Origin of the sequence: Kitasatospora sp. A2-31 (assembly GCF_022288725.1) — a bacterium.
Taxonomy (GTDB): Bacteria; Actinomycetota; Actinomycetes; order Streptomycetales; family Streptomycetaceae; genus Kitasatospora.
Genome location: NZ_JAKNTA010000001.1, coordinates 251,432 through 276,610 on the forward strand (window position 1 = coordinate 251,432; position 25,179 = coordinate 276,610).

The window sequence follows — 25,179 nt, forward strand, 5'->3', positions numbered from 1 at the left end:
TCGGCCGGGCCGACCCCCCCCCCCGGCGGCAGGCCCCGCCGAGAACCGGCTCAGCCGCGGCCGGGCCTGCCCGGGCGGCCCCCGCCGCGCCCGTCCCGGCCCCGCCCGTCCCTGTCCTGCCCTCGCCCGTCCCTGTCCTGTCCGCGGCCGCTGGCGGACCCGCGCTGCCCCCGGCCGCCGGCCTGGCGGCCGTCCCCGGACGCACCACCACCGGAACGGCCGCCGGAGCGCCCGCCCTGGGCACCACCGCCGGAACGCCGGCCACCGGACCGGCCCGCGCCCGTACTCCCGCGCGTCCCTGCGGCCTCGCCCGCCGCCGGGCCGGCCGGGGCCGTCCGCGGCCAGTGCGCGGGGCGGGTCAGGCCGGCCGGGAGGCGCGTGGTCGCATCGCCCCGGGCCGCGTTGAGCTGCGCCTGGGTGAGGAAGAGCGCGTCGGTGAGGTCGGCCCCGGCCACGTTCGCGTCCCGGAGGTCGGCGCCGATCAGGTCGGCGAGCCGCAGGTCCGCGCCGGCGAGGTCGGCCGCGACCAGCAGGGCCCCGCGCAGGTTGGCCCCGCGCAGGTCCGCGCCGCGCAGGCGGGCGCCGAACAGGTCGGCGCCCCGGTGCTCACGACGGCGCGGGACGCCGGCCCGGACCAGCTCGCTCGCCTTCAGCAGCAGCTCGGCGACGGTCTGGCGGTGCGCGGGCACGTCCACCGCGAGGATCTCCTCCGGGGTGCCGGCGGCGAGCCGGTCGGTCTCGGCCAGCGCGCGGCGCAGCTCGGGGTGGACCGGGCGGGCGGGTGCGAGGGAGAGCGCCTCGGTGAGGTAGCGGAGCAGCTCGTGCAGCTGCCGGACCACCGGGAACACCTCGAACATGCGAGACGCGGCCGGCGGCTCCTCGCGCCAGCTCCGGCCGCCGTAGGTGACCTGGGACACCCGCTGGCCGGCGCCGAAGCAGTCGTACACCGTGCAGCCCTGGAAGCCGCTGTCGCGCAGCCGGGCGTGGATGCCGCAGGTGAAGTCGGTCTGCAGGTTGCGGCAGGGGGTGCCGGCCGACTTGTCGACGGCGAAGTCGGCGCCCGCGGCGAAGGGCAGCGCGACGCAGCAGAGCCCGAAGCAGCTCCCGCAGTCGGACACCAGGCTGACGGGCGTGGGATCGGGCGCGGTCACTGTGTTCCTGTCCTCCGTACGACGCGATGGTGCGAGGTAGAGCCTACCGAGCGGCCGCCCGCCCGGAGCCGGAGCAGGACCGGGGGCCGAGCCGGCCGGCCGGCCGGCCGCGGGAACCGACGGGCCGGTCGCGGCAGTCGGTTAGTGTGGTCGGCCGGTGCCGTCCGGGTCCGCACGGGATCGGGGGGGTACCGGCAGGACCCGATCGACCGAACCACCGGAGGAGAGCAGGCATGTCCCGGCACGACGTGACGCCGTACCCGGACATCGAGGATCCGACGGGTGTCCCGGGTCCTCGGAGCACCGGCGACACCGTGGCAACCGCGGACACACCGCCCGCCCCCGCCGGGGCCCTGCGGCTCTCCCCCCGTGCCCGCACCGCCGCCCTCACCCTGCTCTGCTTCGCGGTCTGCCTCGGCATCGCCTTCCAGCAGTGGACCGCCCTCCAGCTCGGCGGCTTCGACCTCGGCATCTTCGACCAGGGCGTGCGCGGCTACGCGCACTTCGGCCTGCCGGTCTCCTCGCTGAAGAGCTTCCACCACGAGTTCCCGGCGGACTTCTCGCTCCTCGGCGACCACTTCTCCCCGGTGATCGCGCTGATGGCGCCGCTCTACTGGCTCTGGGACGACCCGCGCTCCCTGCTCATCGGACAGGCGCTCTGCTTCGCGGCCGGCGTGCCGCTGATCCGCCGGGTGGCGGCCCGCTGCTTCGCCGACGCCGAGCCGCGCACCGCCCGCCGCGCCGCCGACCTGGCGGCGCTCGCGTACGGGCTGGGCTGGCCGCTCCTGGTGGCCTCGCGCGGCGGGTTCCACGAGGTGGCCTTCGCCGTCCCGCTCACCCTGCTGATGCTGGAGCGCGGCACGGCCCGCCGCTACGGCACGGCGGCGCTGGCCGGACTGCTGCTCTGCTGCACCAAGGAGGACCTGGGGCTGGCGGTCGGCGCGTACGGGCTGGTGCTGATCCTGCGGGGCCGCCGGGACGGCGACCCGGGCCGGCGCCGGCAGGCCGTCCGCTGGGGACTCGGCCTGCTGCTCGGCGGGCCGCTCGCCTCGGCCCTCGCGATCGGCCTGCTGATCCCGGCGATGGGCGGTGCGCCGGGCTACTACTGGAACTACCAGTCGCTCGGCACGGACGGCGGCGACGCCCTCGGCCACGTCCTCCGGAACCCGACCGTCCTCGTCTCCACCCTCGTCGACGCCCCGCTGAAGCCGCTGCTGCTGCTCTGGATCTTCGGCACCCTGTTCGCCCTCCCGCTCCGCTCGGCGACGGTCCTGTGCGCCGTGCCGCTGCTGGCCGAGCGGGTGCTGTCCAGCAACCCGAACCACTGGTCGATCGCCCGCCACTACGACGCGTTCCTCTGGCCGATCCTGCTGGTCGCGGCGGTGGAGGTGCTGGGCCGCCGGCACACGAGCGGGCGCACCCTGCGGCTCGGGGTGGCGGCGGCCGCCGTGACGGTGGCGGCCGCGCTGCCGCTCGGGGCGGCCGACCTGTTCGTGCCGGCCTACTGGCAGCCGAAGCCGAGCGAGGCGGCGCTGCTCCGCGGCGCCGAGCGGATCCCGGACGGCGCGAGCGTCGAGGCCGACAACCAGGCCGCGCCCCGGCTCTCCGCACGGACCGACGTCGTCCTGGTGGACGAGAAGCCGCGCGGGCGCGAGTACGTCCTGATCCGCTCCGACAAGCGGGCCTTCCCGTTCAGGACCGACCGCGAGCAGGCGGCCCGGATCGAGCTGCTGCTGGCGCACGGCTACCGGCAGGTCTGGTCCGAGGACGGCGTGGTGCTGCTGCACCGCGAGGGCTCCGAGCCGGTTCCCGGTGAACACGTCCCCGGTCCGGGCAGCACCCCGTACCAGGACGAGGTGCCGAGCGACGTGGGGCACAACCTCTTCCGCGGCTGACGGCCCCCGCCACCCGGACGAGCCGGCCCGTCACCGCGGGGGTGCGGTGACGGGCCGGGGTGTCGGCAGATGGGCAGGGGCTCGCGGCGCCCGCGGACCTCTTCGCCCCGGCCGGCGCGAGCGTCACGCGCCCGGGTACGGGGCGAGCGCGGGGCGCTTGGGCGGGCGGCCGTCACCGGAGGAGCGGCCGGTGAGGCGGCGGCCGATCCACGGGCCGAGGTGGGTGCGGACCCAGCGGGCGTCCGCGGCCAGCTTCTCGCCGCGGCTCGGCGGGGCGGCGGCCGGCAGGGGGGCGCGCCAGTCGAAGCCGGCCGGGCGGCCGAGCGCCTCCAGTACGGCCTCGGCGACCCGGCGGTGGCCCTCGGGCGAGAGGTGCAGGCGGTCGTCGGCCCAGAGCCGGCGGTCGTCGAAGCAGGGCGCGGAGAACAGGTCGACCACCGCGACGCCCGGGTCCTGGCCGAGCTCGTGCACGAAGGCCTTCATCCGCAGGATGGCCGGCAGCAGCCGCGCACTGCCCGCCATCCGGCGGGTCGGGTCGGTGCTGGTGAACAGCACCACGGTGGCGCCGGTGGCGCGCAGCGCGGTCGCCGAGCGGCCGAGCAGCTCCTCGACGCGGGCGATGTCGCAACGCGGCCGCAGGACGTCGTTGAGCCCGCCGGCCAGGGTGACCAGCTCGGCGCCCATGGCGACGGCGGGCGCGAGCTGCTCGTCGTGGATCTGGCCGATGAGCTTGCCGCGGACGGCGAGGTTGGCGTAGCGGAAGCCGTCGCCGGGCTGCTCGGCGGCGAGCCGCCCGGCGACCCGGTCGGCCCAGCCGCGGAACTGGCCGTCGGGCAGGACGTCGTCGCACATGCCCTCGGTGAAGGAGTCCCCGAGGGCGACGTAACTGGCGTAGCCGGTGTACCTGGTGGGCGCGGTGCGCGCGCTGTTCTCCGCAGTGTTCTCCATGGCCCGACGATCGTACGCGCAGGGCCCGACGGACCGGCGGCTCCCCCGGCTAGCCGGCCGGGGCGGTCACCCAGTGGGCCCGGACGGCGTCGGTGGGCCGCTGCTCGCCGAGCGACGGCAGGCCCCAGGCGCCGAGGGCCTCGATCACCTGCCGGAGCGCCGCCCCGCGCTCGGTGAGCTCGTAGACCGTGGCGTTGGCCGGCCGTTCGAGCCGCCGGCGCAGCACCAGGCCCTCGCCCTCCAGCTGCTTGAGCCGCGCCGCGAGGATGTCGGTGGAGACGCCGGGCAGGTCGGCGTGCAGGTCGGTGTAGCGGCGCGGACCGGCGAGGAGTTCACGGACGATCAGGAGGCTCCAGCGCTCCCCCACCGCGTCCAGGGCGCGGGCAACGGCGCAGTACTGGTCGTAGCTTCGGCGTGACATGTGGATCAGCATAGCCAAAAGGTTGGACTTTCCAAGTGGTTGCTTGGTAGAACAAAGCAACCAGGACGGCGTGCCGGTCGGCGCGCAGCAGCGACGGCGGGCGACGGTCGGGAGGCCGCAGATGGAGTTTCGGCAGTCCAGCAAGTTGAAGGACGTGTGCTACGAGATCCGCGGCCCGGTGGTCGACCGGGCCAACGCGCTGGAGGAGGCCGGGCACAGCGTGCTCCGGCTGAACACCGGCAACCCGGCCACGTTCGGCTTCGAGGCGCCGGAGGAGATCGTCCAGGACATCATCCGCAACCTCCCCAACGCGCACGGCTACAGCGACTCCCGCGGCATCCTGCCGGCCCGCCGCGCGGTCGTGCAGTACTACCAGCAGCGCGGCGTCTCCGGGGTCACCGTCAACGACGTCTTCCTCGGCAACGGCGTCTCCGAGCTGATCCAGATGGCCGTCACCGCGCTGGTCGACGACGGCGACGAGGTGCTCGTCCCGATGCCGGACTACCCGCTCTGGACGGCCGTGGTCCGGCTGGCCGGCGGCAAGGCGGTGCACTACGTCTGCGACGAGGAGGCGGAGTGGTACCCCGACCTCGACGACATCGCCGCCAAGATCACCGCCCGGACCAGGGCCATCGTCGTCATCAACCCCAACAACCCCACCGGCGCGGTCTATCCGCGGGAACTGCTGGAGGGCATCCTCGACCTCGCCCGCCGGCACGGGCTGATGGTCCTGGCCGACGAGATCTACGACAAGATCCTCTACGACGGCACCGAGCACCACTGCCTCGCCGCGCTCGCCGACGACGTGCTCACCCTCACCTTCAACGGCCTCTCCAAGTCCTACCGGGTGGCCGGCTTCCGCAGCGGCTGGCTGGTCGTGTCCGGGCCGAAGCAGCACGCGGCCGACTACCTGGAGGGCCTCACCATGCTCTCCGGCATGCGGCTGTGCCCCAACGTCCCGGCCCAGTACGCGGTACAGGCCGCGCTCGGCGGCCACCAGTCCATCCAGGACCTAGTGCTGCCCGGCGGCCGGCTCACCGAGCAGCGCGACGTCGCGTACAAGGCGCTGAACGAGATCCCGGGCGTCAGCTGCGTCAGGCCCAAGGGCGCGCTGTACGCGTTCGCCAAGCTCGACCCGGCGGTGCACCGGATCGTCGACGACGAGCAGTTCGTGCTGGACCTGCTGCTCCGGGAGAAGATCCACGTCGTCCAGGGCACCGGCTTCAACTGGCCCCGCCCGGACCACTTCCGTTTCGTCACCCTCCCCCGGGCCGACGACCTGGAGACGGCGATCAACCGGATCGGGCGCTTCCTCGCCACCTACCGCCAGGTCTGACCCGGCGCCGGCCACCGGAGGGCGCCCGGGACACGACGCCGAGGAACACGCCGAGGAACACGACGCCCGGACCCCGCGGACACCGCGGGCCCGGGCACGTTCCGCGGCCGCCGTCGTCCGTAGGCTTGGCGACCATGACCGTCCTGCGCTCCGCCGCCCTGTTCGCCCTCGCCGCCCTCGCCGAGATCGGCGGCTGCTGGCTGATCTGGCAGAGCGTGCGCGAGTCCCGGCCGTGGTGGCTGGCCGGGCTGGGAGTGGTCGCGCTCGGCGGGTACGGCTTCGTCGCCGCCCTCCAGCCGGACAGTCAGTTCGGCCGGGTGCTGGCCGCCTACGGCGGAGTCTTCGTCGCGGGCTCGCTGCTCTGGGGCGTGCTGGTGGACGGCTTCCGGCCGACCCGCCACGACGTCCTCGGGGCGCTGATCTGCCTCGCCGGGGTCGCTGTGATCATGTACGGGCCCCGGCGCTGAACCGCTGCTCGGCGTTCGGCGCCGGGGCCCGCGGGGATCGCCGCAGGGGATCGCCGCAGGGGGCGGGCTACCAGCCCCAGCCACCGCCCTCGCCGTCGTCGTCGCGGTCGCCGTCCCAGCCCTCGCCGACCGTGCGCAGGATCGTGTAGTGGTCCACCTGCGTGCCGTCCTCGGCCAGCGCGGTCACCTTCATGGACGACTTCGCGCCCAGGTGGGCCGGGGTCACGTCGACCTTGACGAACGAGTAGCCGGTGTAGCGGACCCGCGACCACTCGACCTTCTCGGTCACCTTGCCGCCGCCCTTGGCGAAGTAGTAGGTGTCCACCGAGTCGAGGCGGTTCTCGTGGCCCTCGTAGGTGTCCGGGGCGTCGAAGCGGTAGAGGCTGCGGCCGGCCGCGCCCGCCGTCACGTACACCACGCCGTCCGTGGCCGGCTCGACGGTGGCGCCGCTGGGCACCGCCTTGGCGACCTTGTTGCCGAGGATCGCGTCGGTGCGCTCGTAGACGTGGTTGTGACCGTTGATCACCAGGTCGACCCGGTACTTCTCGAACAGCGGCACCCAGGCCTCGCGGACCCCGCCTTCGGAGGCGTGCTGGTGGGTGGTGGAGAAGGCGCAGTGGTGGAAGAAGACCACGATGAAGTCGATGGTCTCGTCGCTGCGCAGGTCCTTGAGCGTGCGCTGCAGCCACTTGGTCTGCTTGCCCGCCGAGACGCCCAGGTTGGCCGGGATCTCGTAGGAGACGTCGTTGGCGTCCAGGGAGATGACGCCGACGTTCTTGTACCGGAAGCTGTAGACGCCGGGGACGGTGCGCGGGTCGGGGCCGTTGTCGGGCAGGTGGAAGCGGGCGCTCTCGCCGCCGTAGCCGTTGTGCGAGTACCAGGCCTCCATGTCGTGGTTGCCGTAGGAGACCATCCACGGCACCTTCGAGGCCACCGTCTCGGTCTGCACCAGGAAGGCGTCCCAGGTACGGGCGTCGTAGACCGACTTGTCGGAGTCCTGGCCGGAGCCCGCCGGGTCGGCGTAGCAGATGTCGCCGGCGTGCAGGTGGAAGGCCGGGTTCTGGGCCAGGATGACGTGGTCGTTGCCGGCCGCGTGGGAGCTGACGCCCTGGTCGCCGAAGGCGGTGAAGGTGAACGGCTCGTAGACCTTGCCCCAGCGGTGGTCGCGCGAGGGGGCGGTGCGGAAGGTGCTCAGGGTGGAGATCGCCTGCTGCGAGGCGGGGTCGAAGCCCTGGTGGCCGACGCCGTAGTAGTACGTGGTGTCGGGCTCGAGGTCCTCCAGCGCCACGTGCAGGTAGTACTGGTCGACCGGCCGGCCGGTCGGGGTCAGCGCCGGGGTGTGCAGGGCGCGCACCTCGGCCGGGACCTTGTGGCCGAGGTCCCACGGGTGCTTTCCGAAGCGCAGGAATGGCTTCTTGACCGGGGCCGGGACCTGCCAGGAGACGCGGAACTGGGTGTCCGGCTCGGGTCCGAAGGCGAGGTGACGGCCGATCGGGGCGACCAGCGCGCCGTCCACGCCGTCGGCGGTGCCGCCGGTCAGCAGTTCGGGGGAGGCCGGGGTGGCGGTCGCGGTGCCGCCGCCCAGCGCACCGCCCACCGCGAGGGCGCCGACGCCTACGGCCCCGGCGCGCAGCATCCGGCGGCGGGAGAAGCGGGCCCGCAGGTACTCGTGCTGCTCGGCCATGCTCATGCGGTCGGCGAGCTTCGCGGGCACGCCCATGTTGGGGATATCCATGGCCGGGACTCTCCCACCGGCGAGTTGACCGGACACGGACGTACGGTGAACGAGCCCCGGCGCGCCGGTCAGTCGAACGCCAATGTTCGACCATGCCTCGGCAAAGCCGCCCCCTCGGAACCGGTCGCGGCCGGATCATCGCCCGGGGCCGGGTCCCTGACGTGCTGTCGGGGGCGCGTACGACGACGGGCGGGACCGGCGGCCGGAGGGAACGGCGGGGCCCGTGGCGCGGACGCCGGGTCAGGCGCTCTCGTCCCAGGTGGAGGCCGCGCGGTTGCCGGTGCCGTCGCAGGTGCGGCAGATCTCGTCACGGTAGGCGTGCTTGGCGCCGGCCGCGTCGACCCGGTAGCGCACGTAGACGCCGGTGCCGTCGCAGAGGAAGCAGTTGCCGCCCCCGCCGCCGACCTCGGTGGTGCCGGTGCCCTGGCAGGTGCGGCAGCTGAGGCCGGCGGTGCGGCCGGTGCCCGCGCAGATGCGGCAGACCGTGGTCACGTCGTCATTCCTCCCAAGCCGGGGCGCCCCGGGAAATGGTAGTGCCCCGGCCCGCCGGCCGGGCCGGGTCCGACGGCGGCCGGGCGGCGGGCCCTGCGCCGCCCCGGTCAGCCCGGGCGGCCGCTCCGGTCAACCCGGGAGGCCGCTCCGGTCAACCCGGGAGGCCGTCCCGGACCCGCCGGGAGACGCTGATCAGCTGGAGGTCGAGCAGGCCCGGCGGGTCGGCGAGGCCGGGGCCGCCGGCGTGCACCCACTCGGCTATCTCGCCGACCATGTCGTCCTCCAGCACCCAGCCGAGCCAGACCGGGCGGCCACCGGCCGCGCGGCCCTCGCTGGACGGGCCGACCACCACCACGTTGGAGTGCGCGCACGCGTCCAGGCACTTCACCGCCCGGACGGTGCCCGCCGAACCGACCGCCTCGCGCAGCCGCTCGAACTGGCCGGCGTGGTCCACGCCCGGGTGCTTCTCCTGGGTGCCGCAGCAGCAGCCGCGGCAGACGGTGACGGTCACCGGGGCTCCGGCCCCGGCCCGCCCGCGCGTCTGCTCCCGCTCACGGTCCCGGTTCCGACGGCTCATCGGTTCAGCTCTCCTCCCGGCCCAGGGCCTCGTGCGGCAGGGCCCGCCGCCACGCCCGTTCGCGCAGCAACCGCAGGCCGTTGAGGCCGACGATCACGGTGGAGCCCTCGTGCCCGGCGACGCCGAGCGGCAACGGCAGCGTACCGGCCAGGTCCCAGACCACCAGCACCGCGATGCAGGCCCCGGCGATCACCAGGTTCTGCACGACCAGGCGACGCGCCCGCCGGGAGAGCGCCACCACGGCCGGGACGGCGGCCGGTTCGTCCCGTACGACGACGACGTCGGCGGTCTCCAGCGCGAGGTCCGCGCCGACCCGGCCCATCGCGACGCCGCTGTGTGCGGCGGCCAGTGCGGGCGCGTCGTTCACCCCGTCACCGACCATCAGCACCCGGTGCCCTCCGGTGGCGAGGTCGCGCACCGCGGCCAGCTTGTCGTGCGGCAGCAGCCCGCCCCGGACGTCGGTCAGGCCGACCTCGCGGGCCAGCCGCTCGGCGGCGCGCGGGTTGTCGCCGGTGAGCAGCACCGGCGGACGCCCGGTCAGGGCGGCCAGACCGCGAACCGCGGCGGCAGCCTGCGTGCGCGGCCGGTCGGCGAGCCCCAGGACCCCGACCGGCTCGCCGTCGCGCAGCACCACGACCGCGGTCCGGCCGGCCTCCTCCAGCTCGGTGACCGCGGCGACGGCCGGCCCGCGGGATCGGTGCGGGCCGGGCGCGCCCACCGCGACCACCGATCCGCCCACCAGCGCCCGCACCCCGACACCGGGGGTGGCGGTGAAGCCCTCGGCCGCCGGCAGCGGCAGGCCGCGCCCACGGGCGGCGGCGACCACGGCCCGGCCCAGCGGGTGCTCGGAGGCGTGCTCGGCGGCGGCCGCGAGGGCGAGCAGCTGCTCCTCCGTCACCCCGTCGAGCGGGCGCAGCTCGGTGACCTCGGGCGTGCCCTCGGTGAGGGTGCCGGTCTTGTCCAGGGCGACGGCGTCGACCTGCCCGAGGCGTTCCATCACCACCGCCGACTTGACCAGCACACCGTGCCGGCCGGCGTTGGCGATGGCACAGAGCAGCGGCGGCATGGTGGCCAGCACCACCGCGCACGGCGAGGCGACGATCATGAAGGTCATGGCGCGCAGCAGGGCGCCGTCCAGTTCGGCGCCGAGCACGAGCGGAACGGCGAACAGCAGCAGGGTGGCCGCCACCAGCCCGGCGGCGTAGCGCTGCTCGATCCGCTCGACGAAGAGCTGCGTGGGTGCCCTGGTACCGGAGGCCTCCGCCACCAGGGCGACGATCCGGGCGATCACGGTGTCGGCGGCGTCCCGGCCGACCCGGACCCGCAGCGCGCCGGAGCCGTTGAGCGTTCCGGCGTACACCTCGTCGCCGACCGCCTTGGCGGCGGGCAGCGGTTCGCCGGTGACGGTGGACTGGTCGACCTCGCTCGCGCCGTCCAGGACCGTCCCGTCGGCACCGACCCGCTCGCCCGGGCGGATCAGCACGACGTCGCCGACGGCCAGCTCCGCGGTGGGGACGCTCTCCTCGCCGCCGTCCTCGCGCAACCGGGTGGCGGTGGCGGGGGCGAGGTCGAGCAGGCCGCGGACGGAGTCGGCGGTCCGGGCCGTGGCGAGCGCCTCCAGGGCGCCGCTGGTCGCGAAGATCACGATCAGCAGGGCGCCGTCCACCACCTCGCCGATGGCGGCGGCGCCGAGCGCGGCGACCACCATCAGCAGGTCGACGTCGAGCGTGCGCGCGCGCAGGGCTGCCAGTCCGGCCAGGGCCGGCTCCCAGCCGCCCGCCAGGTAGGCGGTGGCGTACAGCGCGGCGGCGACCCACCCCGGGCCGTCGAGCAGGTGGACGCCGAGCGCGGCCAGGAAGGCGGCGGTGGCCGCGGCCGCCCAGCGCGCCTCCGGCAGGGCCGACACCCGGGTGCGGCGCGGTCGCGGTGGCACGGGGGCCGCGGGGGCGGGCGGCCGGGTGAGCAGGGCGCTGGACGCAGGGGTGGCGGGCATGGACGCCACCATACAGGAACACATGAACAAGCTTTCATACGTTGATAACACTGCAGCATTCGCCAAGGGCGGCCCCGGACCGGCCCCGTAGGATTCCCCCATGGGACACGCAGCCGCCGAGAACGCCGTGCCGCAGATGCGCCTGGACGCCTCCAACGCGGCCAAGGTGGCGAGCACCCTCCAGGCCCTCGCCACCCCCTCCCGCCTGCTGATACTCGCCCAGCTCCGGGAGGGGCCGCGGGCCGCCACCGAACTCGCCGACGCCGTCGGCATGGAGCAGTCCGCCTGCTCCCACCAGCTGCGCCTGCTGCGCAACCTCGGCCTGGTCGTCGGCGAGCGCCGCGGCCGCTCGGTGGTCTACTCCCTGCACGACGACCACGTCGCCGCCCTGCTGGACCACGCGGTCTACCACGTCGACCACCTGCGCCTCGGCCTGACCGACGAGCGCTGAGCGACCGGCCCTGAGCGGCCCTGACCAGCCTGACCAGCCTGACCGGCCCTGAGCGATCAGCCCGGCGAGCGGCCCGGCGACCCATCCCTGGGCGACGCGTCCTGACCGGGGCGCGCCGCCGGGCACCCGCCGGACGCTACGCCGTCGCGGCCGCCGCCGCCCGGCCCGCCGTCCGCCCGGAGAACAGGCAGCCGCCGAGGAACGTCCCCTCCAGCGAGCGGTAGCCGTGCACCCCGCCGCCGCCGAAGCCGGCCGCCTCGCCCGCCGCGTAGACGCCCTCCAGCACCTCGCCGCCGGGCCGCAGCACGCGGGCCGAGAGGTCGGTCTCCAGCCCGCCGAGCGACTTGCGGGTGAGGATGCCCAGCCGGACGGCGATCAGCGGGGCGGCGGCCGGGTCGAGGATCCGGTGCGGCGCCGCGGTGCGGATCAGCTTGTCGCCCAGGTAGCGGCGGGCGCCGTGGATCGCGGTGACCTGGAGGTCCTTGGCGAAGGGGTTGGCCAGCTGCCGGTCCCGGGCCTCGACGGTGCGGCGCAGGTCGTCCGGGTCGATCAGCGGCTCGCGGGTCTTGGCGTTCATCCCGCGGACGAGGTCCCCGAGGTTGCTCGCGACCACGAAGTCCGGCCCGTGCCGCAGGTGGGCCCGGACCGGGCCGGGGGCACCGGGCAGCGCCCGGCCGAGGACGCCGCGCACCGAACGGCCGGTGAGGTCGGGGTTCTGCTCGGAGCCGGAGAGGGTGAACTCCTTCTCGATGATCTTCTGGCTGAGCACGAACCAGGTGTGGTCGTACCCGGTGGAGCGGATGTGCTCCAGGGTGCCGAGGGTGTCGAAGCCGGGGAAGAGCGGGACGGGCAGCCGGCGGCCGCGCGCGTCGAGCCAGAGCGAGGACGGGCCGGGCAGGATGCGGATGCCGTGCCGGGCCCAGATCGGGTCCCAGTTCTCTATGCCCTCGGTGTAGTGCCACATCCGGTCGCCGTTGATCAGGCTGGCCCCGGCCTCGCCGGCGATGCCCAGCATCAGCCCGTCCACGTGTGCGGGGACTCCGGAGAGCAGCCGCTCCGGCGGGGTGCCGAGCCGGGCCGGCCAGGACTTGCGGACGAGGTCGTGGTTGCCGCCGATGCCGCCGGAGGTGATGACCACGGCCTGGGCGCGCAGCTCGAAGTGGCCGGCCACGTCGCGCGAGCTGGCCTCGCCGCGCCCCGCAGGGCTGGGCACCAGCAGTTCGCCGCTCACCGTGTCGGTGACCCCGGCCGTCGCGGACAGGCCGGTGACGCGGTGACGGAAGCGCAGGTCGACCAGGCCGCGCCGGGCGGCGTCGCGGACCCGGCGGACGAACGGTTCGAGCAGTCCGGGGCCGGTGCCCCAGGTGATGTGGAAGCGCGGCACGGAGTTGCCGGGGCCGTCGGCGTGCAGGCCGCCGCGCTCGGCCCAGCCGACGACCGGGAAGAACCGGACGCCCATCCCCCGCAGCCAGGCCCGCTTCTCGCCGGCGGCGAAGGCGACGTAGGCCTCGGCCCAGCGGCGCGGCCAGGCGTCCTCGGTGCGGTCGAAGCCGGCCGTGCCGAGCCAGTCCTGCCAGGCGAGCGCGTGCGAGTCGCGGATCCGCATCCGGCGCTGCTCGGGCGAGTCGACCAGGAAGAGGCCGCCGAAGGACCAGTGCGCCTGGCCGCCGAACGAGGCCGCGGGCTCCTGGTCGAGCAGGATCACCTTCCGTCCGGCGTCGGCGAGTTCGGCGGTCGCGGCGAGCCCCGCGAGTCCGGCTCCGATGACGATGACGTCGGCGTCCAGGGCCATGCGGGATCCTCCATCGGTGCTCCGGCAGTGCGGTGTGCGCCCGATACTGCGGCGTGCGCCCGATACTGCGGCCTGCGGCGACGGCCAGTCAACCGGCCGGTAACCGGACCCGCGGGCAATTTCGCTCCACCGCGTACCGGAAATACCTCCGATACACCGTGGAGCGAAATTCGAAATACCATCTGACGGAATTTCGGAAATTTCGGTGGAAGGCATGGACGCCCACGAAACCTGGAAGTAACTTACCTGTGAGTAGCTGTGGCCGCGGCTGGCACGACCCCCACCCACCGTCGTTTCTCTCCCCCAGGAGGAACCGTGCTCCGCCCTGCCCGGAAACTCGGCACCGCCCCCGGCCCCCACCCCGCCCGGAACTCCTCGCCGAACTCCCGGACCCCCCGGAACTCCCGGAAGTCCGCCCTGCTCGGCGCCGCCGCAGTGGGCGCCGCGCTCGCGCTGACCTCCACCAGCGCGCAGGCCGCCACCCCCGCGCCGCGCCACTACGTCGCGCTCGGCGACTCCTACGCCGCCGGCGCCGGGGTACCCGGCCAGTCGGCCGGCCTCTGCCTGCGCTCGGACCGCAACTACGGCCACCTGGTGGCCGCCGCGCTCCAGGCCGCGAACTACACCGACGTCACCTGCGCGGCCGCCAAGGTGAAGGCGATGACGCAGGCCCAGTACGACGCGTTCATCCGGGTCAACGACCCGCAGCTGGACGCCGTCACCCCCGACACCGACCTGGTGACCCTGGGCATCGGCGGCAACGACCTCGGCGTCACCGACCTCGGGCTCGGCGACCTCGTCGCCACCTGCATCGCCGGCGCGGTGGTCAACCCGCTCGGCACCCCCTGCAAGGACGTCTTCCACCACGGCCACTGGGACTGGTCCAGCTGGTCCTGGCAGTACGGCGACGACGACCTGGCCGACCGGATCGAGGCGGCCCGGCCGCAGGTCGCCGACGTGCTGAAGCGGATCCACGCCAAGGCCCCGAACGCCAGGGTGCTGCTGGTCGGCTACCCGTCCGTGCTGCCGGCGGACGGCGCGTCCTGCGTCTTCCGCCAGCCGATCGCCCCGGGCGACGTCCCGTACCTGCACGGCGTACTGGGCGAGCTCAACGCGATGCTGAAGTCCACCGCCGCCGCCAACGGCGCCACCTTCGTGGACACCGCGGCCCCGACCGCCGGACACGACGTCTGCTCGGACGACCGGTGGATCGAGGGCGCGCTGCCCGGCTCCCCCGCCGTCCCGTTCCACCCGAACGCGACCGGCGAGAAGGTGATGGCGGACGCGGTGCTCGCGGCGCTGCGGTAGCCGGGCGACTCCGACGGCCCTGCGGCGGCCGGGCGGGCCCGCAGCCCGGCGGCGGCCGCGCCGCGGCCGAAGACCCCGAGGGGGCGGTGACCGGACCCCGGTCACCGCCCCCTCGGTCACGCCCCGACGGGCGTCACGGCTTGATGCGGACCACCTGCGGGTCGTGGTCGCTCGCCTGCTGGGCGAACTCGCTGTTGATGTGCACCACGTCGTACTTGGCGTACCCGACCTCGGGGCTGACCAGGATGTGGTCCAGGACCTGCGAGTTGCCCTGGTAGACGTACGAGTACTGCTCCTTCTCCGGCAGCTCGTTCACCAGGTCGCGCAGGACGCCGTCCTTGGTGAGCGTGGCCAGCGCGGGCGAGAACTGGTAGTCGTTGAAGTCGCCGAGCGAGACCACCTTGGCCTCCTTGTCGGCGGCCAGCAGCTTGGCCACGAAGGCCTGCTCGACGGTCGCCTGCTTGATCCGCTGCACCTCGGAGCTGCGGGTCGGCTCCTGGAACCGGCTGTCGATGCCCTGGTCGCCACCCTTGCTGTTGAAGTGGTTGGCGATGACGAAGACCTTCTTGCCGCGGAAGGAGAACTGGCCCACCAGCGGCTTGCGGCTGTTGACCCAGGCCTCGTCGGCCGGGGAGATCCGGCCGGGCGAGGCGGTCAGCGCGGTGGCGGCGCCGGTGCCGGCCACGTCCACCGCGGTGGTGGCGTTGCCGCCGGGGATGTCGGTGAACGAGACCCGCTGCGGGTTGAACAGGAACACCTGGCGGATGTTGCCGCCGGGCTCGCCGCCGTCCTTGCCGTTCTCCGGGTCGATCGAGCGCCACTCGTACGCCGGGCCGCCGGCCGCCTTGATCGCGGCGATGAACTTGGCCACGGTCTGGCTCGCGTCCACGGTGCCGTCGTTCTTGGCGCCGTTGTTGTCCTGGATCTCCTCCAGGGCGACGACGTCGGGCGAGCGCAGGTTGGTGACGACGGCCTGGGCCAGCTCGGCGAACTTGCCGTCCGGGTTGCCCGGGGCCAGGTTCTCGACGTTGTAGGTCGCGACGGTCAGCTCGCGGTCGGTGGCCGGGGCGGTCACCTCGCGCTGCAGGTGGTTGTCCTGGAGCGCGCCGAGGGTGCCGGCCACCAGGGTGTAGCCGCCGAACTGGTTGTAGTCCAGCGGGCCGCTGGTGGTGCCGGTGAGCACGTCGCCGACGTTGGCGACCGGGAACGGCTGCTGGGCGGCCGGCGCCTGCTGCTGCACCATCAGGCGGCCGACGTTGGGCTCGGCGTAGGACTCGTAGAGCACACCGCCGCGCCTGCTCTTCTGGTCCTGCTTGTCGGCGGCGACCCAGAGCTCGTTGTACTTGTCGGTCGCCTGGATCACCCGGACGTCCTGGACCTCGACGAGCATGCCCTCCAGCGACTCGTAGAAGTCCAGGGTGTACTTCTCCGGGTTCAGCGCCAGGCCCTCGATGGTGGTGGCGCCGGCCGGGGTCCGCGGGGCGTAGGTGCCCGGGATGTTGCGGGTGTCCACCACGACGGGGGCGGGCAGGGGGTTGCCCGAGGAGAGCACCGTGACGGCCGGGGAGCTGATCTCCGTGAGCGACTGCGAACCACCGTTGAAGTTCGGGTAGTACTCCGTCACCTTGCCGCTGACCAGCACCGAGTCGCCCACCTTGACGGTCGGCGCGCTGCCGGTGAAGACGAAGACGCCCTCGCTGGTCGCCGGGTCGGCGTCCGGGTTCGGGTCCTGGATCCAGAAGCCCTTGGAGCCGTACGCGCGCACGCCGGTGACGATGCCGGGCACGCCGGTGACGGTCTTGCCGGCCTGCGGCGATATCCGGGTGCCGCCCTGGACGTCGTGGATGCGCAGGCTGCCGGGCTCGGTCGGCCCGGCGGCGGTCGCTGCGGAGGCCGTCGGCAGCGGGACGAGCACCAGCGAGGCAGCCAGGCCGGCCGGGACGAGGGTCGTGCGCAGCAGCGCACGGCGCGGGCGGCGGGAGGCGGAGGGCGTGGTCACCGGGCAGGACTCCTTCGTTCTGCCGGCCGGCGTGGCCGTGGCAGGCGGTGGGGGTGGCACTTGACGTCCGTCCGGCGTGGGACCGGGGGACCGTGAGGGTGGGTCAGAGGTGGTGCAGCTGGGCGCAGATGGTGCGCTACTCGCGTAGAAGGCAGCACGGGAGCCGGAACGCCCCCCGCAGCGCTAGAAGATACGCGCGTAGAAAATGACGCGACAAGACCCCGGCGGTGAACTTTTGATTCCGCCGCAGGAGTGAAAGACCACACTGTGAGCTTGACTACAGCCCCATTGCCCGGTTACAGCCCATTTCCGCAGATCAGGCCCTACAACCAGCCGCGCTGAGCCGCCTTCAGACCGGCCTCGAAACGGCTGGCCGCCTCGAGACGCTCCATCAGCGCCGCCATCTGCCGGCGCACCGTCCGGACGGAGACGCCCAGCCGCTTGGCCGCCGCGTCGTCGGTGAGGCCGGTGGAGAGCAGCCGCAGCAGCTCGCGCTCGCCGGCGCTCAGGCCGGTGCCGGCGTCCTCGGGCTGGTCCGCCCCGAGCGGGACGGCCGTCTCCCAGGTCTGCTCGAACAGCGCGACCAGCGAGGCGACGATCCCCGGCTCCTCGGTGCACAGCGCGCCGAGCCGGGTGTTCTCCGGGTCGATCGGCACCACCGCGGTGGCGCGGTCGAAGACCAGCATCCGCGGCGGGAGCACCGGCGCGGTGCGCACCTTGCCGCCGAGGCCGGTCATCCACCGCACGTACCCGAAGGTCTCGGGGTCGTTGCGGACGCTGTCCTGGTAGATGGTGCGCAGGGTCACCCCGCGGACCAGGGCGTCCTCGTCCAGCGGGCGGGAGGCGGCCAGGCTCGCGGCGGACTGCGCACCGCCGGGCATCACGGCCAGGCACTCGCCGGTGAGCCGGGCGGTCAGCACCTCCAGCTTGGCCTGGATCGCGTCCAGGCCGACCAGCCGCTCGCCACCGTCCACCAGGCTGCTGGTGCGCAGCGTCGCGTACTCGGCGACGGCGCGTGCGACGGCCGCCTTGGAGACGGCCAACTCCTGCTGCCGCCTGACGAGTTCCTCCTCCTGCCGGCGCAGCAGCAGCTCCAGCCCGCGCTCCGGGCTGACCGGCCAGAGCGCGCCGGGGCGCTCCCGGGACGCGCGCAGCAGGGTGAGGTCGGCGAGCCGGTCCAGGGCCTCGCGGACGGCGGACTCGGGGAGCCGGAGGCGGGCGCAGAGTTCGGGGACGCCGCCTTCGGGGTCGGTCAGCATCTCGCGGTAGACGGCTTCGGCGACGGAGTCCAGCCCCAGCAGTTCCAGCACTTTCAACGACCCCTGAATCGTCGTGGAGGGATGTGAGGGAATGTCCGATCGGTCCGCCGGTCCCGATCATGCCGCCGGGTGGAGCGACACGACAAGACATGATCCGGTCACGCGATCTGACGCGGGGTCGGCGCTCGGACCGGGCGCGCGATCCAGCCACTCACGCACCCCGCGCGCTGCCATTCGCTCCCGGGGTGCGCGGCCGCACTCCCAGGCGTCGCCGAACCAGCCGCTCGGGGGGTTGCAGCATCCTGCCTGTCCTGATGCTGCCCGCAGCCTCCCCTCCCGCCGACGCGTCCGTACCGGAAGGATCTCCCCTGCGCGCACCCCCTCCACCGCACCGCCACCCTTCCGTTCCACCCTCCCCCCGTTCCACCACCCGTCCCCCGCCTGTTCCACCACCCGTTCCACCGCCCTGAACCGAGGCTGAACCGCCCCGCACAGAACAGGACCCGTCGTGCCCGAGACCGTCCGTCTGCTCGCCGCCACCGCCCTCGCACTCGCCGCCGCCACCGCCGTCGCACCCGCCGCCCCCGCCGTCGCCACCGCCGTCGCCGACCGGCCCGCCGCCCCGGGCGTCGTCGCCATCGCCGCCACGGACGGCGGGGGCATCGGCTGGGACACCCCGCCCGCCGGCACCCCCGCCCGCGGACCGATCGGCTGGGACGTCGCACCGGCCGGAACCCCGGGCATCGGCTGGGACTGACCCCCGCCTGCTCCGGCCCCTCCACGGGCCCTCCCGGCCATCTCCACCGGCCCACCCCGGTCGTCTCCACCGACCCGTCCCGGCCATCGCCACCGACCCATCCGGTCGCCTCCACCGACCGCCTCCACCGCGCCGACGGGCGGGGAGCAGGCGGTCTTCCGTACGGGTTTCCACCGATCCCGCCCCTTCGGAAACTTGGCCGATTCACGTCGGCCGCCCTTCCGAAGCCTAATGACATATCCACGACAAGGCCCACGTACCTCACCCCACCGCACCGTTCAGACCGTCGAGGAGTTCCATGTCACGCCCCAACGGCGACCCCCGGCCCCGGGCCGGGGACGCCGCCCCGCCCGTACCGTCCGCACGCCGCCGACGCGGCGTCCTCAGCAGGACCGCCGTCGCCCTCGCGGTGGTGCTGGCCGCCGAGTCCGCCGCCGTCGTCATGACGACCGGTCAGGCCGTCGCGGTGACCCCGGAGGCCCCCGCCCCCAAGCCGGCCCGGGCGTTCGGCCCGGCCGAGGCCAAGGACCTCGCCACCGCCCACCTCAAGGCCCGGCTGGAGAACCGCCGGATCGAGGTGGTCGACGAACGCACCGAGTCCACCACCACCTGGATCAACCCGGACGGCACCACCACCCTGGACATGGCCTCCGGCCCGGTCCGGTACAAGGACAAGTCCGGCAAGCTGCAGCCGATCGACGTCGATCTGGCCAAGCAGGCGGACGGCAGCGTCAAGGCCAAGGGCCACCCGCTGAACCTCGCCCTCGCCGGCGCCACCCCGGCGGCCGCGGCGTCGAAGTTCAAGGCCGCCGGCGCCCCCGCGGGCGACGCCCAGGCCCCCGCCACCCCGCTGGTCTCGGTGGACAACGGCAACGGCACCAGCATGTCGCTGTCCTGGCGCGGCGCCCTGCCCGCGCCGACCGTCGACGGCACCAGGGCCCGGTACGCCGACGCGCTGACCGCCACCGACCTGGTCATCGAGTCCACCCGCACCGGCTTCGAGCAGTTCCTGGAGCTCAAGGACCGCTCGGCGGTGGCCGCCAACGGCAGCGTCACCCTCACCCTGGACGCGGCCGGCCTCCAGGCGCGCCTGAACGCGGACAACTCCGTCTCGTTCATCGACCCGAGGACCGGCCAGGAGGCCGGCCAGCTGCCCGCACCGATGATGTGGGACGCCCAGGTCGACGAGCGCAGCGGCGACCGCACCCACACCGCCCCGGTCGGTCTGAAGGTCACCCAGAACGGCGACGCCGTCGACCTCACGCTCACCCCGGACGCGGCGTTCCTGAACGACCCGAGGACCAAGTACCCCGTCACCGTCGACCCGGCGGTCAACATCGGCGTCGGCTTCGACACCTTCGTCCAGCAGGGCTACGCCACCGACGTCTCCTCGCAGACCGAGCTGAAGCTGGGCAACAACGGCTCCGGCCAGGTCGCCCGCTCGTTCCTGCAGTTCCCGATGGCCCAGATCGCCGGGAAGCAGGTCACCAGCGGCAAGCTCAACCTGTGGAACTTCCACTCCTGGTCCTGCACGGCCAAGAGCTGGGAGGTCTGGGACACCAACTCGGCGAGCACCGCCACCCGGTGGACGGCGCAGCCGACCTGGAACCGCAAGTGGGCCACCTCCACGGCCACCAAGGGCTACTCCAGCTCCTGCAACGACGGCTGGGTGAACACCGACATCACCTCGCTGGTGCAGGCCTGGGCCGCCAACGGCAAGTCCAACAACACCCTGGGCATCCGGGCCACGGACGAGACCGACCCGTACGGCTGGAAGAAGTTCAACTCCGGCAACGCGTCCTCCAACACGCCGTACCTGTCGGTCACGTTCAACACCGCGCCGGGTGTCTCCACCCTGGTCTCCCCGGCCGACGCCGCGCTGACCGGCGACTCCACGCCGACGCTCTCCGCCAAGGCGACCGACCCGGACGGCGGCAACGTCGCGCTGGACTTCGAGGTCTGGGCGTCCAACGGCACCGCCGCGCTGCAGTCGGGCCGCACGGCCATGGCGGCTTCCGGCTCCACCTTCACCTGGACGCCGGGCACCGCGCTGCCCGCCGGCAGCTACAAGTGGCGCTCCCGTTCCTGGGACGGCACGGCGAACAGCGCCTGGTCCGCCTTCCGCACCTTCACGGTGGACACCACCGCGCCCGGCGCCACCACCATCGCCTCCGGGGACTTCCCGGCCGGCCAGTGGGCCGGCGCCCCGGACGCCAACGGCGACTACAGCGGCAACTTCACCTTCACCCCGCCCACCGGCGACGTGAAGGACGTGCAGTACAAGCTGGACGGCGGCGCCTGGGTGACCGCGGCCACCACCGGCGCCCCGGTCACGGCCAAACTCACCTTCAAGGCGGGCGCCCACACCGTCACCGCGCACACCCGGGACGCCGCGGGCAACGTCTCCGCCGACCGGACGTACGCCTTCTTCGCGGGCAAGGGCTCGGCACTGGTCGCGCCCGGCGCCGGCGAGCGCCCGGCCCGCCGCACCTCGCTGCGGGCCGAGGGCAACTCCACCTACACCGGCGTGCGCTACCAGTACCGCCGCGGCGAGACCGACGCCTGGAAGGACGTCCCGGTCGCCAACGTCACCACCACCGACGGCAAGCCGGTGGCCGCCTGGCCGTTCGCCGCCCCCGGCGGCAAGCCGGCCGCGCTGAACTGGAACATCACCGACACCCTGGCCGAGAACGGCCCGGTGGACGTCCGCGCCGTCTTCACCGACGGCACCGCCACCGACGCCACGGAGCCGAACACCGTCACGGTGGACCGCAACGCCGGCACCGCGCCGGAGACCAAGGTCGGCCCGGGCGAGGTGAACACCCTCACCGGTGACCTCAGCCTCTCCGCCACCGACGCCGAGGGCTTCGGCCTGAGCGCCGAGCGCTCCTTCTCCTCCCGCCGGCCGCTGAACGGCTCGGCCCAGGAGGGCCAGGCCGCGATCTTCGGCCCGCAGTGGAGCTCCGGCACCACCGCCGAGCTCACCGACGCCGACTACTCCTACGTCCGCCAGACCTCGGCGACCTCGCTCTCGGTGGTCTCCGCGGACGGCTCCGAGGTCGGCTTCACCGCCACCGGCGCCGGCGGCTGGAAGCCCGAGCCCGGGGCCGAGGACCTCACCCTGACCGGCGCGCTCAGCGGTTCCTTCACCCTGAAGGACACCGCCGGCACCACGGTCACCTTCGCCAAGGTCGACCCGGCCGCCACCACCTGGCAGGCCTCCGGCTCCTCGCTGCCCAGCGACAACTCCACCACCTCGGTGGTCTCCGAGAAGGTCGTGGCCGGCGGCAAGACCCTGGCCCGCCCCAGGTACGTGGTCGCGCCCACCTCGGCGACCGCGTCCGCCAACTGCGCCGCCGTGCCGTCCACCGCCGGCTGCCGGGTGCTGGAGTACGTCTACGCCGACACCACCACCGCCACCGCGTCCGCGTTCGGCGACACCGCCGGCCAGGTGAAGCAGATCCGGCTCTGGTCCACCGACCCGGGCGCCTCCGCCGCCACCCCCGTCGTGGTCTCGCAGTACGCCTACGACGACCAGGGCCGGCTGCGCGAGGTCTGGGACCCGCGGATCAGCCCGGCGCTGAAGACCGCCTACTCCTACGACGCCTCCGGCCGGGTCACCACCCTGACCGAGGCCGGCGAGCTGCCGTGGACCCTGGAGTACGGCAAGGCCGGCAACGCCGCCACCGCGGGTGACGGCATGCTGCTCGCCGCCTCCCGGCCCACCCTCAAGCAGGGCAGCAAGGACGTCACCGACGGCACCGCGACCACCTCGATGGTCTACGACGTGCCGCTGAGCGGCGCCAACGCGCCCTACCCGCTGGCGCCGTCCGACGTCGCGGCGTGGGGCCAGACCGATGCCCCGACCGACGCCACCGCGGTGCTGCCGCCCGACGCCGTCCCGGCGGGCCACGACGGCAAGGCGCTCGGCACCGCCGCGTACGCCCGTGCGTCGCTCACCTACACCAACGCCTCCGGGCGCGAGGTCAACACCGCCACCCCCGGCGGCGGCATCACCACCACCGAGTACAACGCCTACGGCAGCCCGGTGCGGACCCTCTCCGCGGAGAACCGCATCCTCGCCCTGGCCACCACCGGTGAGGGCCTGGCCAAGCTCCAGGCGCTCGGGATCGCCGGCCGCTCGACCGCCGACCGCGCCCAGCTGCTCTCCTCGGCCTCGGTCTTCTCCGCCGACGGCAAGCGCCTCACCGAGCAGTACGATCCGCTGCAGCTGGTCACCCTGGAGCACGACCTGGCCGCCTCCGGCAGCAGCCCGGCCCTCACGGCCGGCGCCGAGGTCGCCGCCCGCGCCCACACCGTGACCGGCTACGACGAGGGCCGCCCGGCCGGGGCCGCGGTGAGCGACCGCGCGACGTCCAGCACGGTCGGCGCCCGGATCGACGGCTACACCGCCGATGCCGACACCCGCACCACCGCCACCTCCTACGACTGGGCCCAGGGCCTGCCCACCCAGTCCGTCCAGGACCCGGCCGGTCTGAAGATCACCACCGCCACCGGCTACGACGCCAGCGGCCGGGTGACCTCGCAGAGCCGCCCGAACTCCAACGGCTCCGACGCCGCCACCACGGTGACCGCGTACTACGGCGCCACCGGCACCGGCGCCTGCGCCGGCCACCCGGAGTGGGCCGACCTGGTCTGCTCCACCGGGCCGGCCGCGCCGATCGCCGGCGGCGGCGCCAACCCGCTGCAGGTGCCGACCAAGACCTACCAGTACGACCGCTGGGGCAACGTCTCGGTCGTCACCGAGGTCGCCAACGGCGTCACCCGCACCACCACCCGCAGCTACGACGCCGCCGGCCGCCCGGTGAAGGTCTCGGTCAGCGGCGGCACCGGCACCGCCGTGGCGGACACCGTGCTCGGCTACGACCCCGCCAACGGCGAGCTGGCCACCGTCGCCAACGGCAAGGCCACCATCACCCAGGGCTACGACAGGCTCGGGCGTCTGGTCTCCTACGACGACGGCGCCGGCGCCACCACCACGACCGAGTACGACCGGCTGGACCGGGTGGTGAAGAAGTCGGACTCCGTGCCGTCCACCACCACCTACGGCTACGACACCGCCAAGGACCCGCGCGGTCTGCCGACCTCGCTGACCGACTCGGTGGCGGGCACCTTCACCGCCTCCTACGACGTCGAGGGCCGGCTGGTCTCGCAGACCATGCCGGGCGGCAACACCCTGACCAACACCTACGACAGCCGGGGCATCCAGACCGGCAAGACCTACACCAGCCAGGCGGGCACCGTCCTGCTGGCCGACAACGCGGACCACACCGTCCACGGGCAGCAGGCCGGCCGGACCCAGTCCGACGGCAACAGCACCACCAGCACCTACGGCTACGACTCCACCGGCCGCCTGGTCAGGGCCGCCGACAGCACCGGTCTGGCGTGCGCCACGCGGTCCTACGCGTTCGACAGGAGCAGCAACCGGACCAACCGCACCGTCGTCACCGACGACTGCGACCCCGCCACCGCCGACGCCGTCACCAAGTCCGAGAGCCACGGCTACGACACCGCCGACCGCCTCACCGACGCCGGCTACGTCTACGACGCCTACGGCCGCACCACCGCCCTGCCGAAGGGCACCCAGCTGAGCTACTACGTCAACGACCTGGTGCGCAGCGAGACCCTCGGCGACACCCGCAAGACCTGGGACCTCGACGCCTCCGGCCGCCTCGCGGTCAGCACCACGGAGACCAAGGGCGCGGACGGCACCTGGGCCGTCACCGACCTGTCGACCAACCACTTCGACGGCGGCAACGACAGCCCGGCCTGGCAGCAGGACGCGGCCGGCCGGCTGACCCGCCACGTCCAGGACCTCACCGGCCAGCTCACGGCCGCCACCGGCACCGACGGCGGCGCGATCCTGCTGCTGACCAACCTGCACGGTGACGTCTCGGTCCAGATGTCCCCCGACGGCACGCAGGACCTCGCCGTCTACCACTACGACGAGTACGGCAACGTCGTCGACGCCACCGGCTCGACCGAGTACGGCTGGCTGGGCGGCTCGCAGCGCGGGTCCGACAGCCTCTCCGGCCTCACCCTGATGGGCGTGCGCCTCTACGACGCCACCACCGGCCGGTTCCTGCAGACCGACCCGGTGCTGGAGGGCTCGCCGAACGCCTACGGCTACCCGGTCGACCCGATCACCATGGACGACCTGACCGGGATGTCCTGGCGGAAGAAGTGGACCGCCTACTTCAGCCGGTCCGAGGGCAACACCATCGGCACCCTGCTGTACATCTCCGGCAAGATCGGCCAGGGCATCTCCAAGATCCTGCGGAAGCTGCCGCACTGGGCCGCCCGGGCCGCCGGCTACGTCCTGTGGGCGCTGTCCTACCTGATGAAGCGGATCGGCAAGCAGTTCCTCAAGGCCGCCAACAAGCGCGGCAGCCACGGGGTGAAGTTCGTCTTCGGGATCTGGCGCTCCAGCCACTGGTGGGTGCCGGACCGCCCGATCTACCGGGTCAGCCCGCGGTACTGAGGCGCAGCCGACGGCCCGCCGAGGTGAGACGGGAAGGCCGGCCCGGGGTTCGCCCCGGGCCGGCCGCTTCGTGTTGCCCGCCCCGCTCCGCTCCGC

General features: G+C 73.9%; 15 protein-coding genes and 2 pseudogenes. 7 read left to right on the forward strand and 10 right to left on the reverse strand.

All coding sequences use genetic code 11. The annotated features are described in order from the left end of the window. Positions 1 to 341: 341 nt before the first annotated feature. A pseudogene (locus MCM47_RS01160) lies at positions 342 to 1,151 on the reverse strand (pentapeptide repeat-containing protein); the annotation flags it as partial. A gap of 233 nt (positions 1,152 to 1,384) precedes the next feature. Here MCM47_RS01160 and MCM47_RS01165 point away from each other — a divergent pair. After that, positions 1,385 to 3,046, forward strand: a complete 1,662-nt coding sequence (locus MCM47_RS01165; protein WP_238740040.1) for a DUF2079 domain-containing protein — start codon at positions 1,385 to 1,387, stop codon at positions 3,044 to 3,046. Positions 3,047 to 3,169: 123 nt separating this feature from the next. Here the strand turns inward: MCM47_RS01165 and MCM47_RS01170 are convergent, their stop codons facing one another. Beyond that, the gene (locus tag MCM47_RS01170; protein WP_238740041.1) at positions 3,170 to 3,994 is read right to left on the reverse strand and encodes an SGNH/GDSL hydrolase family protein; all 825 of its coding nucleotides are present in this window, start codon (positions 3,992 to 3,994) and stop codon (positions 3,170 to 3,172) included. Between the two features lie 58 nt (positions 3,995 to 4,052). Continuing rightward, positions 4,053 to 4,415 (reverse strand): annotated as a pseudogene (locus tag MCM47_RS01175) (winged helix-turn-helix transcriptional regulator); the annotation flags it as partial. A 121-nt stretch (positions 4,416 to 4,536) separates the two neighbouring features. Here MCM47_RS01175 and MCM47_RS01180 point away from each other — a divergent pair. Together MCM47_RS01180 and MCM47_RS01185 are read left to right on the forward strand one after the other, a co-directional pair. Then, on the forward strand, positions 4,537 to 5,751 hold the full coding sequence (locus tag MCM47_RS01180) for a pyridoxal phosphate-dependent aminotransferase (protein ID WP_238740042.1): 1,215 nt from the start codon (positions 4,537 to 4,539) through the stop codon (positions 5,749 to 5,751). A gap of 134 nt (positions 5,752 to 5,885) precedes the next feature. Beyond that, positions 5,886 to 6,218 carry a YnfA family protein gene (locus MCM47_RS01185; protein WP_238740043.1) on the forward strand — a complete coding sequence of 111 codons (333 nt, stop codon included), beginning with the start codon at positions 5,886 to 5,888 and terminating at the stop codon, positions 6,216 to 6,218. 67 nt (positions 6,219 to 6,285) lie between these two features. On the opposite strand, the gene MCM47_RS01190 is transcribed toward MCM47_RS01185, so the two are convergent. The 4 genes from MCM47_RS01190 to MCM47_RS01205 form a co-directional block, all read right to left on the reverse strand. Then, positions 6,286 to 7,953: a metallophosphoesterase family protein gene (locus MCM47_RS01190; protein WP_238740044.1), complete on the reverse strand. Its 1,668-nt coding sequence runs from the start codon at positions 7,951 to 7,953 to the stop codon at positions 6,286 to 6,288. 240 nt (positions 7,954 to 8,193) lie between these two features. After that, positions 8,194 to 8,445 (reverse strand): hypothetical protein, encoded by a 252-nt coding sequence (locus MCM47_RS01195; protein ID WP_238740045.1) that lies wholly within the window; start codon positions 8,443 to 8,445, stop codon positions 8,194 to 8,196. 151 nt (positions 8,446 to 8,596) lie between these two features. Further along, a complete protein-coding gene (locus MCM47_RS01200) occupies positions 8,597 to 9,022 on the reverse strand; it encodes a (2Fe-2S) ferredoxin domain-containing protein (RefSeq protein WP_238740046.1) in 426 nt (141 codons plus the stop codon). A gap of 4 nt (positions 9,023 to 9,026) precedes the next feature. Beyond that, positions 9,027 to 11,015, reverse strand: coding sequence for a heavy metal translocating P-type ATPase (locus MCM47_RS01205; RefSeq protein ID WP_238740047.1), 1,989 nt, complete (start codon positions 11,013 to 11,015; stop codon positions 9,027 to 9,029). 100 nt (positions 11,016 to 11,115) lie between these two features. Here MCM47_RS01205 and MCM47_RS01210 point away from each other — a divergent pair, with 100 nt between their 5' ends. After that, positions 11,116 to 11,466, forward strand: a complete 351-nt coding sequence (locus tag MCM47_RS01210; protein WP_238740048.1) for a metalloregulator ArsR/SmtB family transcription factor — start codon at positions 11,116 to 11,118, stop codon at positions 11,464 to 11,466. Positions 11,467 to 11,602: 136 nt separating this feature from the next. On the opposite strand, the gene MCM47_RS01215 is transcribed toward MCM47_RS01210, so the two are convergent. After that, positions 11,603 to 13,258: an FAD-binding dehydrogenase gene (locus tag MCM47_RS01215; RefSeq protein ID WP_238740049.1), complete on the reverse strand. Its 1,656-nt coding sequence runs from the start codon at positions 13,256 to 13,258 to the stop codon at positions 11,603 to 11,605. A gap of 315 nt (positions 13,259 to 13,573) precedes the next feature. On the opposite strand from MCM47_RS01215, the gene MCM47_RS01220 reads away from it, so the two are divergent. After that, a complete protein-coding gene (locus MCM47_RS01220) occupies positions 13,574 to 14,566 on the forward strand; it encodes an SGNH/GDSL hydrolase family protein (RefSeq protein WP_238740050.1) in 993 nt (330 codons plus the stop codon). A gap of 133 nt (positions 14,567 to 14,699) precedes the next feature. Here MCM47_RS01220 and MCM47_RS01225 read toward each other — a convergent pair whose 3' ends face one another. Both MCM47_RS01225 and MCM47_RS01230 read right to left on the reverse strand, forming a co-directional pair. Beyond that, a complete protein-coding gene (locus tag MCM47_RS01225) occupies positions 14,700 to 16,565 on the reverse strand; it encodes an endonuclease/exonuclease/phosphatase family protein (RefSeq protein ID WP_238740051.1) in 1,866 nt (621 codons plus the stop codon). Positions 16,566 to 16,888: 323 nt separating this feature from the next. Then, positions 16,889 to 17,875, reverse strand: coding sequence for a LuxR C-terminal-related transcriptional regulator (locus MCM47_RS01230; RefSeq protein ID WP_238741436.1), 987 nt, complete (start codon positions 17,873 to 17,875; stop codon positions 16,889 to 16,891). Positions 17,876 to 18,332: 457 nt separating this feature from the next. On the opposite strand from MCM47_RS01230, the gene MCM47_RS01235 reads away from it, so the two are divergent. Further along, a complete protein-coding gene (locus MCM47_RS01235) occupies positions 18,333 to 18,581 on the forward strand; it encodes a hypothetical protein (protein ID WP_238740052.1) in 249 nt (82 codons plus the stop codon). A gap of 298 nt (positions 18,582 to 18,879) precedes the next feature. Beyond that, on the forward strand, positions 18,880 to 25,083 hold the full coding sequence (locus tag MCM47_RS42480) for a DNRLRE domain-containing protein (RefSeq protein WP_305067928.1): 6,204 nt from the start codon (positions 18,880 to 18,882) through the stop codon (positions 25,081 to 25,083). The last annotated feature ends 96 nt before the right edge of the window (positions 25,084 to 25,179 follow it).